Genomic DNA, 14,344 nt, shown 5'->3' with positions numbered 1-14,344 from the left:
CGGTTCAATGAATAAGAGATACCGCATGATATATGGATTAGTGCCTGTTTTCACTTCGTTGATCTGTTCCGGTGTTGCAGCACAAAAAACTGCCGACACCCTTTTACACCTGAAAGACGCCGTGCAGATGGCGGAGAGCAGATACCACCTCTTAGCGGCAGGTCGGTATGAAACAGAAGCCGCCAGCCAAAATGTAGCCGTTGCCAAATACAGCAGGTTACCTTCTATCGATGCTACCTATCAGGCCGGCTTTGCTACAGCCAATAACCTCATCGGCGTATTTTATCCGAATGGTCTAGTGCCCATGACAGGTCCGCCTTCTGCAAACAATAATTATAGTCCCGCTGCGAGCAGCGCCGCCAGCGTTTTATTGAACTGGCAGGCATCTACATTTGGAGAACGCAATGCCAAAATCAATCTTTCCGCGGCTGAAGCACGCAGCCAGGAAGCCAATTACAAGCAGAACTTATTCAACCACACCATCAATGTCATCAGCAAATACCTCGATGTATTGCTGGCGGAGGACATGGTAGCTATACACCTGCACAACATTGAAAGGGTGCAGGCCAGCCTGCAGCAAAGCAGGGTATTGGCGCATACCGGCATCAAGCCGGGCGTGGATACCGCGCTTTTCTTATCGGAACTTTCCAAAGCGAAAGTTGACCGGCTAAATGCGCAAAAACAATTAGAGACACAACAATGGTTACTGGCGCAACTCATCGTAACAGACACGTTGCCGGTACCGGCAGATATCGGCTTCCTGGATCGGCTCCCCCCATCCTTTTCGGGAACCGATTCCGCTTTTTCCAATCACCCGCTCATTCAATATGCACAGAGCCAGGTATTGCTGAACAATTCAAAAGAAGCGGTGCTGAAAAAATCGTACCTGCCCAAACTGAATGTGTGGGGCACCGCTTTTGCACGGGGATCGGGATTTTTAGCCGATGGTTCTATTAAAACCTGGGACGGACTGGGCCTGAGCCGGTATAATTATGGCGCCGGACTGCAACTGGCTTTCCCCATTATGAAGTATGGTGAAGTGAAGCGGCAATTGCAACAACAAAACTTACTTACCAAAGCCGCCGAAGAAAGATTGATGGAAAATAAATCGGCGCTCTCTACCCGCCAGCACATTGCCAATACTACTTTTCAGAACAGCCTGGCGGTAGCTGCCGAAACAATACAGCAGCACAGATCGAGCCTGTATGCTTTCAATGCCATGCAGGTGCGGTACAATACCGGGCTGGTGAATTTTGCCGACCTGGTACAAGCACAGTATAACCTGTTAAAAGCAGAGCTGGACGTTAAGCAGGCTTATTGGGATGCCTGGAAAGCCTTATTACTACAGGCTGCGGTAAAAGGAGATCTGTCTATTTTTTTAAATGAAACCAGGTAATACCATGCTTCGTCTCATACAATTTGCACTTCGTAAGCCTGTTACCATCATTGTGCTGGTATTCGGCGTGATATTGTTTTCCATTCTGGCTATTCGCAAATCGGCTATCGATATTTTCCCGGCTGTTAATGCGCCTACTATTTATGTGGCGCAAACTTATGGCGGGTTATCGCCCCAGCAGATGGAAGGTTTCATCACTTCTTATTATGAATACCACTTTCTTTATATCACCGGCATCAAAGCGGTAGAGAGTAAATCGATCCAGGGTTTATCACTGATCAAATTACAGTTCCATGAAGGCACCAATATGGCAGCGGCGATGGCTGAAGTGGTTTCTTATGCCACGCGTGCCCGCTCATTCATGCCGCCGGGTACATTGCCTCCGTTTATCATGCGGTATGATGCCGGGTCGGTACCGGTTGGTCAGCTCGTTTTCAGCAGCAGCACCCGTTCACTGAATGAGATACAGGACCTGGCGCTGTTCAAAGTGCGTCCGATGTTTGCTTCCCTTTCCGGGGTATCTGCTCCTCCGCCCTTTGGTGGTAACCAGCGGACCATTGTAGTGAAAGCCGACCCCGACAGGTTAAGGAGTTATAATATCACGGCAGATGAACTGGTTACTGCCATTGCAAAAAACAACCCCATCCTTCCCGCCGGTAATATCCGCCTAGCCGATAAAGCCATCATCACTGCTTCAAACAGTGTAGCGGATAATTTCAAAGAACTCGAAAATGTAACTGTCAGGGATGTCAATGGCACCCCTATATTGGTGCGGGACCTGGCCAGTGTTGACAACGGCGCAGATATTACCGCAGGATATGCGCTGATCAATGGCAAACGTTCCGTGTACATACCGGTTACCAAAAGAGCCGATGCGTCTACCTGGGATGTGGTACAATCTATCAAGAAAGCCATGCCCGACATGCAGGCCGCGATACCAGGCGATATTAAAGTGTCGTACGAATTCGACCAATCGGGCTATGTGGTCAACTCATTGCGAAGCCTTTTGTTTGAAGGGTTGCTGGGCGCTTTGCTTACGGGACTGATGGTGTGGCTGTTCCTGAAAGATTTACGCAGCGCTTTTATTGTCATCATCAACATTCCACTGGCACTGCTTACATCGGTGGTATGCCTTTACCTCACCGGACAAACCATCAATATCATGACCCTGGGCGGTCTCGCCCTGGCAGTAGGTATCCTGGTAGATGAATCCACGGTAACGATTGAAAACATTCACCACCATGTGGAGATGGGCAAGTCGAGGTCGCGGGCCATATGGGATGCCTGCGGAGAGATAGCCATACCCAAATTGTTGATATTGCTCAGTATACTGGCCGTGTTTGTACCCGCCCTGTTCATGTCGGGCGTGCCCAGGTCAATGTTTATGCCGCTTTCCATGGCAGTGGCTTTTGCCATGATCGCTTCATTCCTCTTATCACAAACACTGGTACCGGTATTATCTAACTGGATCATGAAAGCCGGTCATGCAGCGGCAAGTGAAGGTTTGTTTGAAAAATTAAAACAACGCCTTGTATCGGGTATTCAAACAACAAGTGCGGTTGTCGTTCCTGTTGTGATCATTCTTTTATTGTTACTGGCATTTATTGGTTACAGGAATGCAGGAACGGAGATATTCCCGAAAATAGATGCCGGACAAATGCAGGTAAGGTTAAGGATGCCCGTTGGCACGAGAATTGAACGAACAGAAGATGCTACTAAAAAAGTATTGAACATCATTGATAGCCTGGCTGGTAAGCAAAACGTATCCATCACATCGGCTTTTGTAGGATTGCAGGGACAGTCGTACGCCATCAATCCCATCTTCCTGTATACGAGCGGTCCGCATGAATCTGTGATCAAAGTAAACCTTGCTCAGCATGCAAACATCAACATTGAAACGCTGAAAGAACAATTGCGTGCTGCCGTTACCAAAACCGATTCCGGCATATTGCTTTCTTTCGAACCGGCCGACCTGGTAGACCAGGTGATGAGTATGGGCGCCAATAACCCGGTTGAAATAGTAGTGCAGGGAAAAAACATACAACAGAGCAGGGATATTGCCAACAAACTCAAACAATCGCTGCATACTGTTCCTTACCTGCGCGATGTACAGGTATCACAGCCGCTCGATTATCCAACCATACAAATTAATTATGACAGGCTCAGGCTGGGCCAGATGGGCTTGAACCTGGAGCAGGCCGGCAGATCGGTGACCGAAGGTTCATCATCCAGTCGCCTGGTACAACCCGTGTACTGGCTCGATAAATCATCCGGCAACTCTTACCAGGTACAGGTAGAATATCCGCAGCTGGCCATGAACAGTCCGGAACAAGTAGAACAGATACCTGTAGGAAAAGCAGGTGATCGCAATATTTACCTGAGGGATATCGCCGATTGGAAAAAAGGAAACTCCATTGGCGAATATGATCGCATCAACCAGCAACGTTTCATCACACTCACAGCAAATATCTACAAGGAAGACCTGGGCAATACCATCAAAGAAGTAAATGGCGCTATCAAAAAGTTGGGAGCGTTACCACAGGGTGTAAAAGTGTATCTCCGCGGGCAGTCCGACATATTAACGCAGATCAACACTGAATTATCTACCGGTTTGTTGTTGGCAGTTGTGGTGATTTGCCTGATGCTGACCGCTTATTTCCAGTCTTTCAAAACAGCATTGGTGGTGCTGTCTGTTCTTCCCGGCGTACTGGCCGGTTCATTATTACTGTTATGGCTCACAGGTAATACGGTGAACATCCAGTCGTTCATGGGAGCCATCATGGCAATAGGTGTAGCCGTATCGAATGCCATCCTGCTGGTATCGAAAGCAGAGCAACTGCGTCAACTGCCCGATCATAATATGAGTGTGGGGGCACAGGCTGCATTCAACCGCTTCCGTCCGATTATCATGACCAGCATTGCAATGATTGCCGGTATGCTGCCCATGTCGCTGGGACTGGGCGATACCGGTAAACAAACGGCTCCATTGGGTATTGCAGTAGTAGGAGGATTATTGTTCAGCGTTTTCACCAGTCTTTGGTTGGTACCCATTGTATACGACCGATTGACCGGCCGTAAAAAACCGGTTCCTGTATCACTTGATCCCAACGATGAAAATTCCATTCATTATGACAAGAGTAAATAAACATACGATAGGAATGAAATACCTTATTCCCGCTGTTTTGTTGAGCGCTGCGGCGGCCTGTAACCAACCGCAGGAAGCAGCCGGCATACCTAAAGAAGATGCCAAAACCGATACGGTAAAAGTGTTGGTACTCTCCTTGGATTCTGCAAAAAAAGCCATTTCGCTGCCCGGCGAATTATTACCTTATGAGAACGCGCAGGTAAGATCTAAAATACAAGGATATGTACGCCAGCTTTCTGTAGACATTGGTTCCAAAGTAAATAAAGGACAGGTGCTGGCATTGATCGATGCACCGGAAATAAACACCCGTGTGCTTGAACTGAATGAAAAAGTAAAAGCGGCGATGGCCCGTTATCATGCCAGCAAAGATTATTTCGATCGCATTGCACTTGCTTCCAAATCAGATGGTGTAATAGCTCCTCTGGAACTGGAGAGGATCAAAAACCAAATGATGGCCGACAGTTCTGAATACAATGCAGCAGTGTTGGCGGCAAAGTCTTACCGGCAGGTGGGCAATTACCTGGCCATCATTGCTCCTTATAACGGCACTATCACCAAAAGGAATGTAGTAGTAGGTTCTTTCGTAGGAAACCCTGCCGACAAACCCCTATTTGAGTTGGAAAGCAATGGCAAATTAAGATTGCAGGTAGCCGTTCCCGAAGTGTATACCAACGCTGGATTATTCAACAATACCGGGGAATTGACCACCCGTTCTTTACCCGATAAAAAATTCAAAGCCGCACTCATGCGCAAATCGGGTAGCATCAGCAGTGATACACGCAGCGAATTGTGGGAATTTGAAATTCCCAACACCACAGGAGAACTCAAAGCAGGTGGTTACGCAGATGTGAAACTTCAATTCGTAAGAAGCGGCCGGTCATTGACAGCACCTGTATCTGCGATTGTTACTACACAGGAAAGAAAATTTGTGATCAAAGTAACAGGTAATACTGTTCACTGGGTAGATGTAAGGGCCGGCTTCAACATGGGTGATAAGCAGGAACTTTTTGGTGATATCAAAGCTGGTGATACCCTGGTTGCAAAAGCCAGTGAAGAACTGAAGGATGGCACAAAGATTATTACCAAACGTTAACGGATTTTTTTATTGTGCCATTGATATGTATCCGTTGAACTGGATGGCTTGCCGGTTATTGCTGGTGACCTGTACCGAAGCGCTGCCATTTGAGAAAACCGTGAGGTTCAATTGCTGATTATCATCTACATCGTTGGGTTTGATGATGATGTTCCAACCGCCTTTTTTGCGTTCTTCTACTTTGTAATCAAATTTAACAGACGTGAACTGAACACCTCCTCCCATTAAATTAAGCGGTGCCGAGTAAGCCCTTCCAAAATAAGGCAGGTAAGCCACTACACTGTCTCTCGTAATCCGGAGATCATAACCGGGTGTCAACATCCGCATGCGAACCTGTTAACAAAGTCAAGAAATTAACAGGATTTACCATATAAAACCCGGAAAATTCGCCTACCCTTAGGCATGCGAAAAATTGCAGCTGTAGCACATAAAAGACCAGTAAAAGGTTTTGAAGAAAAAGAAGAAGATCTGCAATACTGGTTGTCTCGCAGCCCGCAAGAAAGGGTCGCTGCTGTTACGATGCTGATCAAGCAGACTTTAAAGCCTGGTCAGACGATGGACCGCACTTTTGCTAGTCGGCGTAAAATGCATTCATGATACTTGAAAAAGACTTCGAAGACTTTATTAGACTATTGAACCAACACCATGTTGACTATATGGTAGTTGGAGGATATGCATTAGCATTTCATCGGATATCCTCCATTACGTATTGATATTCTTAATGAAATTGACGGCTTAAGTTTCGAAGAGGCAAAGAAGAATATGCAAGTCATCCTTCTTGAAGATGATTTAAGTATTCATTATATAGGGTTACAAGATTTTATTCGAAACAAAATGGCCTCTGGAAGAGCCCAGGATTTGGCTGATATAAAAGAAATCCGAAAAGAGAAATAAGAACTGTTCATTTTAATGATGATGCATTTCGGGGTTGGATCCTTTCTTCAATATAAATTCACTGTGTAACAGATAGGCTCCGCTGACCACTACTTTATCGCCTGGTTTTAGTCCGTCTGTGATCTCAACCCTGTCGGCATTTTCTGCACCCAGGGTTACTTCCCGCGGTTCGAATTGCTCATCGCTCACTGCTACCCATACATGATTGGTTTGTCCGTTGCGTATCACAGCATCAACTGGCAATACCATATCTTTCTTTCCGCTGCTGCGCGGCGCGATGACCAGGGCCTGCATACCAGGTTGCCACCGGCCTCCTTTATTTTCAATGGTGCCACGCACCTGCAATAGCTGTGTTCCGGCCGGTAAAGCCGGTTGTGTAAAATTAATTTTCACTTGCTGTGGCTCCTGCTCAAAGCCCGGTATGATCACCTGTACATTTTCGCCCGGTTTGATGAGTGACGCTTCATTGGGGTACAGGTCTGCTTCCACCCATAACTGCTCATAGTTTTCCAGTTGCATGATCATGCCGCCTTCGGCAACATATTGTCCTTGTGTAATATCCAGTGTTGATACGGCACCCGATGCCGGGGCAGTATAAAGGATATATGGATGTGTTTGTTTGGATTGCAACAGCTTATCTATATCGTTGGCCGACTGGCCATACAACAACAGTTTTTGTCTGGCTCCTTCCGCCATTTTTACTAACCGGTTGTTATTGGGAAAAGCAGCTGCCTGTGCACCCGCTACCAGCAATTCCTGTTGCAGTGTGAGCAATTGTTCTGAATAGATCTCATAAAGCGGTTGTCCTTTTGTAACATGAACACCGGTTTCTTTCACGAATAATTTTTCTATTCTCCCGGCCACCCGGCTGCTGATGACAGTTGTTTGTTGTGGATCTACTACCAGCCGGCCGTTCAGTCTTACAGCGTCGCTGAAAGTAGCGGATCCAATTTCGGCTACCTGTATATTGGCCAGGGCTTGCTGCGTTTTATTAAGTGTGAGCGAGGGGATCTGGTTGTCCTTATCGAAGGGCACCAGGTCCATTCCGCAAATGGGACAGGTACCCGGATGATGTTGCACAATCTGCGGATGCATGGAGCAGGTATAGGTAAGCTGCTGAACGGCTGTAGTAACGGGCTGTTCTTTTTTCCCCTTGCAGGATTCAAAAACAAAAAGTGGGAACAACACTATGAATAAGAGAACAAATTTTTTCATGGGGTTTGTTTTTGTGTTTGAGGTATGAAGCCTTCACTGTCTACCAAATAATAAGCATTGGCAGCAACCTGCCAGTTGCCGATCTCATCCAGCACTTCTATTTGTTCATCTGCCTTTATACCCGTTTGAATGTATACAGGCGTAAATACCGGTCCTTCTTTTTTGAACAATACCATTTGATGATTTCCCATATCCAACACTGCTTCCTGTGGCAGCCAGTAGTGCGATCCGGTGACGATGGTCATTTCAGCGGTAAGCTGCTGACCGGGCTTAAGATTCCTTGGCACCTGGTATACCCTTGCTTGTGTGAAGTTTTGTCCCGATCCCAATACAGGCCGCACCAGACCGATCTTTCCAGTATAACTGAGATTGGGATTGCTGCTCGGGTAATACGACAACTCCTTTCCTTTTGCAATAGACGCCGCCTGTGCAGGGCTAAAAGAAAAATCTGCTACCAGCGCCTGGTTGGTATAAATGGTAAACAGTGTTTGTCCCGCTGTAACGTACTGCCCTTCACGGGTAGCAATAGCTGAATTGGCAGGTGCGGATTGCTCCAGTATGTATCCGCTGGCATTTGCATATACCGGTATGCTGTAAACAGGATTGCCTGAACGGGCAATGGTTTCTATCTGCGCTTCTGTTATGCCCAGTAATCGCAGTCGTTGCCTGGCGGACTGAACGAGCTGATCTTCTCCATTTGTTCTTACCAGCAAAATCAATTCTCTCTGCGCCGCTACCAGGTCGGGCGAATAAATGGTTAATACCAGTTGTCCTTTTTGTACAGGCTGGTAATTGTATTTGACATATAATTTTTCAATCCTTCCCCCCACCCTTGCCGAAAGGCTGGTATTCTCCCTGGTATCATAGCCTACCACGCCCTGTACTTTTACTGTAATTGCTTTAGTGGTTTTAGCAGGTGTGAGCACCTGCACTTTGGAAAGTACTTCTTCATTTACAGGCCTGATCAAATGCGAGATACCGGTATCTGCAACAACGGAACGCATGGCTGTATGCGCATGGTGTTCGTGGCCCTTGATATCAGCCGGTTGTTTGCAGGCAAATGCCAGCAGCAGCATCCAACCTGGTATCCAGTATTTATTGATATTCTTCTTTTTCATGGCTGACGATCATTTGATACAATTTCAATTTTTCATCCAATACATTCATCCGCATCATAATCAACGATTCCCAATCGCTCAATACAGTAGTAACAGTTTGCTTATTTTCTTCGTAAGACTGGAAATCGGCATCGAACACTTTTTGCAAAGCAGGAATGATCCTGTTTTCAAAATTGCTGATACGTTGCTGCGTTGCAATGATCTCGTATTGCATACCAATCAACATGCTATGTGTTTCGTTTAGCATCGCCTCTCTTTCCTTTTGCATGGACGCCACATTGTATTGTATGGCCCTGGTTTCCTGTTTATACATTTTACTGCTCCATGGCACAATGGGAATGGATACCATTCCCATGACACTGAAAGCCTGCGGCATCATACCCGCCAAAGGCGACATGTGATCGAACTGTATTTTGAAATTAGGTCTCTTTTCCAGTTCCATGCTCCGGATATTCAATTTCAGGCTATTGATAGCAGCATCCATCTGTACAATGTCTTTTCGTTTGCCTGCAAGCAAAGCGGTATCATGCAACTGTTCTTTGTATTCAGGAATAGCTGCTGTATCAATACTGAACATATAATCCCCGGTCTGGTTCATCAAGCCGTTGAGCCAGGCCCTGCTCTTCGCAATTTCACTTTCATACATTTTTATCATATTCCGGTTCTCTTCTATCCTTGCATCGGCTTTGAAGATGCTGCTGAGTTGTGATTGGTTATACGGGTACCGTACTTCTTCCATCTTTTTCATCACCAGTATCAACCGTTCTGTTTCTCCCGCTACTTTGATCTTTTCTATATTCACCAACCAGGTATAGTACAGGCTTTTGGCCCTGGCCCTGAAATCGTTCAGCGTAATATCTCTCCCGGCACTGGCAATAGCACCTTGCGAAGCGATGTATTCTTTTTTTGCTTTCAGTTTAGCGGCATTGGGTATATCCTGTTCTACACGCAACATCAGTTGCCCTTTATCCCGGGACTCCATCACAGACTGCAACGGATAAGGCGTCATGAAAGTACCAGCACCTACCATCGGCGCCGTCCAGGCTGTTGCCGCTTCTGCACTTGATTGATATGCTTGCGCTTTCAACGCATAAGATTGTAGCCGTACATTCTGCTTGTCGATGCGTTGCAGGATGCTGTCGAGTGTTAATACCGGCGCCTGCTGCGCGTAGGAGAACAAGGGGAATGCCATGGCAGCGGCCAATATGTATTTAGTGATTCGTTGCATATACTTCGAGTTTACCGTATTTGCGCAATTCATATTCTTTGGTGAGTAAAAAGATCAGGGGTGTTACCAGCAATATATGTGTTGATGAAGTGAGTACGCCGCCGATCATGGGCAGCACAATGGGTTTCATTACATCTGTGCCCACGCCTGTAGCCCATATTACCGGCACCAGTCCGAACAGCGATACACAAACCGTCATGAGTTTGGGCCGGAGACGTTTGGCGGCGCCTATGATCACATACGCTGCCAGATCGGCCCGCGTAATAGATTCACTGCTGTTACCTTTAGCTTTGATTAACTGGTTCATGGCATCGTTCAGGTAGATGACCATCACAATTCCTGTTTCCACTGCAATGCCAAACAACGCGATGAACCCTACTGCAACAGCAACGGAGAGATGAACCTGGTAGAGGTATATGGCATAAGCGCCACCTATCAGTGCAAAAGGAACTGTAATCAGGCTGAGGAATGCTTCGCGGATAGAATGAAAAGCAAAATAGAGTGAAAGAAAAATCACCACCAGTACAATCGGGGCGATCCATAACAATGTTCGCTGGCCGCGGATCAGGTTCTCGTACTGTCCGCTCCATTCCAGGAAATACCCTTCGGGAAGGATATCTTTTGATGCATTGATCTTTTGGATGGCTTCCTGTACGGTGCTGCCCAGGTCTCGCTCGCGTACATTGAACAGCACGGCGCCCCGGAGCAACGCATTTTCCGAACTGATCATGGGCGGCCCTTCCTCCAATGCCACATCCGCTACTTCACCTAATGCTACAGTGCCGGACGATGGACTCATCAACGGTATGCGCCTGATGCGTTCGAGGCTGTTGCGGTAATCCTGCGCCAGCCTTACGCTGATGTTGAATCGTTGTCTTCCTTCAATGGTTTGCGCAACAGGCGCTCCGCCAATGGCCGATTCCACCGTTTGGTTCACATCATCTACATTCAGTCCGTACCGGCTCAACGCTTCGCGGTTTATATGTATGTTGAGGTACTTGCCTCCTGTAATGGGCTCCACATACAGGTCCTGGATACCCGGCGTTCCTTCCAATACTTTTTTTACCCGTTCACTTACCGAAGCGATCGTATCCAGTTTTTGTCCGAATACTTTGATACCCACATCAGTGCGGATACCGGTAGACAACATATTGATGCGGTTGATGATGGGTTGCGTCCACCCGTTCACCACACCAGGGATCTGCAACTTGTCATCCAATTCATGGATGATATCTTTTTTAGTAATGCCTTTACGCCATGCCGTTTTTGGTTTGAGCACAATGATGGTCTCTATCATGCTGATGGGAGAGTTATCTGTAGCAGTACTGGCCCTTCCTGCTTTACCTAATACTTTATCTACTTCCGGAACCGATTTGATCAGTTTGTCCTGCACCTGCAAAATGCGTTTGATCTCCGTGTTGCTCACATCGGGCAATGTAACCGGCATGAACAGGATGCTTTGTTCGTCGAGCGGTGGCATGAATTCAGAGCCCAGGCTTTTGAGCAGGGGGATGGTAATAATGAGGGCAATGATATTGATAGCGATCGTGGTCTTGCGCCATTTCAATACCCAACGGATGATGGGCGTGTAGATCTTTTCCAGCAAGCGGTTCACCGGGTTCTTGTGCTCCGGCCTGAACCTGCCCTTCATGAAAAAAGAGATCAGCACCGGCGCCAATGTGATCACCAATAATGCATCAACGATCATGATGAAGGTCTTGGTGAAAGCCAGTGGATGGAATAGTTTGCCTTCCTGTCCTGTGAGCATGAATACAGGAAGAAAAGAAGTGATGATGATAACCGTAGCAAAGAAAACACCCCGGCTTACCTGCTTGCTGCTTTGTTCAATGGTAGCCATCCTTTCTTCTTCGCTGATCCAGCTTTCTTTTTTCCTGAATGGGTTGAATCGTTGTTTCATGATGGAGTACATTAAGATTGTGCAGATGATTGTTTTTGCCAGGCTTCGTATTTCTCTGCCAGGTGTTTATAAGCGTTTTCACTCATGATGATGCCGTTATCGACAATTACGCCGATAGCGAGTGCAATACCGGTGAGCGACATGATATTGGAACTGATACCAAAAGCATTGAGCAGGATAAAACTGGCGGCCAGCGTGATGGGTATCTGTATGATGATGCTGAGTGCGCTTCTCCAGTGGAACAGGAACACCAATACCACCAACGATACCACGATCATCTCTTCGATCAGCGTTCGTTTTACGCTGTTTATCGATTCTTTGATCAGCTCTCCGCGATCGTAAATGATATCGAACTTCACGCCGGGTGGCAGGCCTTTGGCAACCTCTTTCATTTTCGCTTTCACTTTATCGATCACAGCCGCGGCATTCTCTCCGTATCGCATCACCACAATACCGCCTACCCGTTCTCCTTCTCCGTTCTGATCGAAAATGCCCAGCCGGCTTTCACCGGTCATTTGTACCGATGCCAGGTCCGATACACGTACCGGTATACCGTTCTGATTTGCAACCGCCAGGTTTTCTATTTCCTGTGTGGAACGCAGGTAGCCATCTGTTTTGATGATATACCCCATATCACTCATCTCGAATTTTCTTCCCCCGCTTTCGTTGTTGTTCGATTTAACGGCATTGATCACATCTGAAATGCGCAGTTTGTAATACAGCAATTTATCGGGGTTGATGGTTACCTGGTATTGTTTTTGGAAGCCGCCGAAAGAAGCGATCTCGCTAACGCCGGATACATTCTGCAACGCAAATTTTACATACCAGTCCTGCAACGCACGCTGCTCGCCCAGGTCCATACCAGGTGCATCAAGCGTGTACCAGAGCACATGTCCCACGCCTGTTCCATCGGGGCCTAGTTGTGGTGTTACGCCCTGCGGCAGGGAGCGGCTTGCGGTGCTGAGTCTTTCCAGCACCCGTTCGCGCGCCCAGTAGATGTCTGCATTGTCTTCGAAGATCACATAGATAAAACTCATGCCGAACATGGAACTCGCGCGCACGTATTTGATGCGTGGCAATCCCCGCAAGTTGGTTACCAATGGATAGGTAACCTGGTCTTCGATCAGTTGCGGCGCCCGGCCCATCCATTCGGTGAAAACGATCACCTGGTTTTCAGACAGGTCGGGAATGGCATCGATGGGATTTTTCTTCACGGAAAAATAGCCCCATACAAACAAACCGGCCGAGAGCAACAGCACAATAAAGCGGTTGCGTAAACTCCATTCAATGATTCGATGTACCATAGCGTTAGCTTAAAGTTTTTGAAACTTCATCCTTAGGTCGTCATCCTGAGCGAGCGCAGCGAGTCGAAGCACGTCATCCTGAGCGAGCGCAGCGAGTCGAAGGAGCTGCTGTAATTTCAGGCAGATCCCTCGACTGCGCTCGGGATGACGACGCAAAATGCGCTCGGGATGACGGAAGAAAATTTTACTTACTCTTCTTACTGGTCTTCTTACGATCGTACTGGCAACAGTCGGGCAGTTGATTGTACGATTTATCGTCTGCTGTAAACTTTTCTGTATCGTATCCAACACCTGCAATCTTTTTCTGGATAGCATCCATGCTAACTTTAGAAGCATCATAAGTTACCGACATGATCTTGGTGTCTTTGTTCCAGTTGGCTTTGCTAACGCCATCCACAGCCGCCGCTTTATCGATACGCTTTTTGCACATACCGCAATTGCCATAGACTTTAAAGGTTTCTGTTTTAGACTGGGCGAATGCCGCCATTGCGAATACGCTGAACGCTGCTGCGAGCAGTACTTTGATCTTTTTCATGTTTATCGTTTTAATAAATAAAGAATAATGTATTGATTGATTTGATCGTCATCCCGAGCGCATTTTGCGTCGTCATCCCGAGCGCAGCCGAGGGATCTGACCGAGTGTTCAGCAGCTCCTTCGACTCGCTGCGCTCGCTCAGGATGACGGCCACAAATGCCTATAGCCGGGCATGTAGTAATGCCTGGCTCTAATAACCATTACGAAATCAAATTCTGAAATTGCTGTTTAGCAAATAGATGGGCTGAACAATGCCTCGGGGAGGGGCGTGGGAAACAGGGTAAGCAACCACTGCGCTGAACAAATGTTCAGCAGGTTGAAAAGTCCATTGTACCGGCAATGCAACGCTGGCGGCTTGCAATGCTGTATAAGCTTGTTCTGCCAGCTTCTGGTCGTTGACCTGTATAATGTACCCTATATGTAGGACAGATAATGTGTTCAACTAAGATATAAAAGACCTACTAATACTACTATTACCTTTCTTTTCTTTTTTTGCTT

The 14,344-nt window shown here is 47.1% G+C and carries 12 protein-coding genes; 4 read left to right on the top strand and 8 right to left on the bottom strand.

Annotated elements, in window-relative coordinates; genetic code table 11:
• Positions 1 to 7: 7 nt before the first annotated feature.
• The 3 genes from BLU98_RS16600 to BLU98_RS16590 are packed head-to-tail and all read left to right on the top strand — an operon-like array spanning position 8 to position 5,634.
• Positions 8 to 1,396, top strand: coding sequence for a TolC family protein (locus BLU98_RS16600; protein ID WP_092726929.1), 1,389 nt, complete (start codon positions 8 to 10; stop codon positions 1,394 to 1,396).
• Entirely contained in the window at positions 1,383 to 4,541 is a 3,159-nt protein-coding gene (locus tag BLU98_RS16595) for an efflux RND transporter permease subunit (RefSeq protein WP_257575076.1), read from the top strand. Before BLU98_RS16600 ends, BLU98_RS16595 begins: the two co-directional genes overlap by 14 nt.
• Entirely contained in the window at positions 4,525 to 5,634 is a 1,110-nt protein-coding gene (locus BLU98_RS16590; RefSeq protein WP_257575075.1) for an efflux RND transporter periplasmic adaptor subunit, read from the top strand. Before BLU98_RS16595 ends, BLU98_RS16590 begins: the two co-directional genes overlap by 17 nt.
• A 9-nt stretch (positions 5,635 to 5,643) precedes the next feature.
• Here the strand turns inward: BLU98_RS16590 and BLU98_RS16585 are convergent, their stop codons facing one another.
• A complete protein-coding gene (locus tag BLU98_RS16585) occupies positions 5,644 to 5,961 on the bottom strand; it encodes a DUF4251 domain-containing protein (protein WP_092726927.1) in 318 nt (105 codons plus the stop codon).
• 75 nt (positions 5,962 to 6,036) lie between these two features.
• On the opposite strand from BLU98_RS16585, the gene BLU98_RS16580 reads away from it, so the two are divergent.
• Positions 6,037 to 6,231, top strand: coding sequence for a hypothetical protein (locus tag BLU98_RS16580; protein WP_092726926.1), 195 nt, complete (start codon positions 6,037 to 6,039; stop codon positions 6,229 to 6,231).
• 309 nt (positions 6,232 to 6,540) lie between these two features.
• Here the strand turns inward: BLU98_RS16580 and BLU98_RS16575 are convergent, their stop codons facing one another.
• From BLU98_RS16575 to BLU98_RS18200, 7 genes are all read right to left on the bottom strand, one after another.
• A complete protein-coding gene (locus tag BLU98_RS16575) occupies positions 6,541 to 7,743 on the bottom strand; it encodes an efflux RND transporter periplasmic adaptor subunit (RefSeq protein ID WP_092726925.1) in 1,203 nt (400 codons plus the stop codon).
• Positions 7,740 to 8,861, bottom strand: coding sequence for an efflux RND transporter periplasmic adaptor subunit (locus BLU98_RS16570; protein WP_092726924.1), 1,122 nt, complete (start codon positions 8,859 to 8,861; stop codon positions 7,740 to 7,742). The genes BLU98_RS16575 and BLU98_RS16570 overlap by 4 nt, the downstream gene beginning before the upstream one ends.
• Positions 8,839 to 10,089 (bottom strand): TolC family protein, encoded by a 1,251-nt coding sequence (locus tag BLU98_RS16565; RefSeq protein WP_257575074.1) that lies wholly within the window; start codon positions 10,087 to 10,089, stop codon positions 8,839 to 8,841. Before BLU98_RS16565 ends, BLU98_RS16570 begins: the two co-directional genes overlap by 23 nt.
• The gene (locus BLU98_RS16560) at positions 10,073 to 12,007 is read right to left on the bottom strand and encodes an efflux RND transporter permease subunit (protein ID WP_092726959.1); all 1,935 of its coding nucleotides are present in this window, start codon (positions 12,005 to 12,007) and stop codon (positions 10,073 to 10,075) included. The genes BLU98_RS16565 and BLU98_RS16560 overlap by 17 nt, the downstream gene beginning before the upstream one ends.
• An 11-nt stretch (positions 12,008 to 12,018) precedes the next feature.
• On the bottom strand, positions 12,019 to 13,311 hold the full coding sequence (locus BLU98_RS16555; protein ID WP_092726922.1) for an efflux RND transporter permease subunit: 1,293 nt from the start codon (positions 13,309 to 13,311) through the stop codon (positions 12,019 to 12,021).
• A gap of 184 nt (positions 13,312 to 13,495) precedes the next feature.
• Entirely contained in the window at positions 13,496 to 13,846 is a 351-nt protein-coding gene (locus BLU98_RS16550) for a heavy-metal-associated domain-containing protein (protein ID WP_092726921.1), read from the bottom strand.
• A gap of 208 nt (positions 13,847 to 14,054) precedes the next feature.
• Positions 14,055 to 14,288 (bottom strand): HYC_CC_PP family protein, encoded by a 234-nt coding sequence (locus tag BLU98_RS18200; RefSeq protein WP_092726920.1) that lies wholly within the window; start codon positions 14,286 to 14,288, stop codon positions 14,055 to 14,057.
• Positions 14,289 to 14,344: the final 56 nt, after the last annotated feature.

Origin of the sequence: Hydrobacter penzbergensis (assembly GCF_900106985.1) — a bacterium.
In the GTDB taxonomy this organism is placed as follows: Bacteria; Bacteroidota; Bacteroidia; order Chitinophagales; family Chitinophagaceae; genus Sediminibacterium; species Sediminibacterium magnilacihabitans.
This window is presented reverse-complemented; position numbering and strand designations above follow the sequence as displayed.

Bases quoted from the DNA above. Each gene is read 5' to 3' on its own strand.
- BLU98_RS16600 (WP_092726929.1), top strand. From the start codon at position 8: ATGAATAAGAGATACCGCATGATATATGGATTAGTGCCTGTTTTCACT.
- BLU98_RS16595 (WP_257575076.1), top strand. From the start codon at position 1,383: ATGAAACCAGGTAATACCATGCTTCGTCTCATACAATTTGCACTTCGT.
- BLU98_RS16590 (WP_257575075.1), top strand. From the start codon at position 4,525: ATGACAAGAGTAAATAAACATACGATAGGAATGAAATACCTTATTCCC.
- BLU98_RS16585 (WP_092726927.1), bottom strand. From the start codon at position 5,961: ATGCGGATGTTGACACCCGGTTATGATCTCCGGATTACGAGAGACAGT.
- BLU98_RS16580 (WP_092726926.1), top strand. From the start codon at position 6,037: ATGCGAAAAATTGCAGCTGTAGCACATAAAAGACCAGTAAAAGGTTTT.
- BLU98_RS16575 (WP_092726925.1), bottom strand. From the start codon at position 7,743: ATGAAAAAATTTGTTCTCTTATTCATAGTGTTGTTCCCACTTTTTGTT.
- BLU98_RS16570 (WP_092726924.1), bottom strand. From the start codon at position 8,861: ATGAAAAAGAAGAATATCAATAAATACTGGATACCAGGTTGGATGCTG.
- BLU98_RS16565 (WP_257575074.1), bottom strand. From the start codon at position 10,089: ATGCAACGAATCACTAAATACATATTGGCCGCTGCCATGGCATTCCCC.
- BLU98_RS16560 (WP_092726959.1), bottom strand. From the start codon at position 12,007: ATGAAACAACGATTCAACCCATTCAGGAAAAAAGAAAGCTGGATCAGC.
- BLU98_RS16555 (WP_092726922.1), bottom strand. From the start codon at position 13,311: ATGGTACATCGAATCATTGAATGGAGTTTACGCAACCGCTTTATTGTG.
- BLU98_RS16550 (WP_092726921.1), bottom strand. From the start codon at position 13,846: ATGAAAAAGATCAAAGTACTGCTCGCAGCAGCGTTCAGCGTATTCGCA.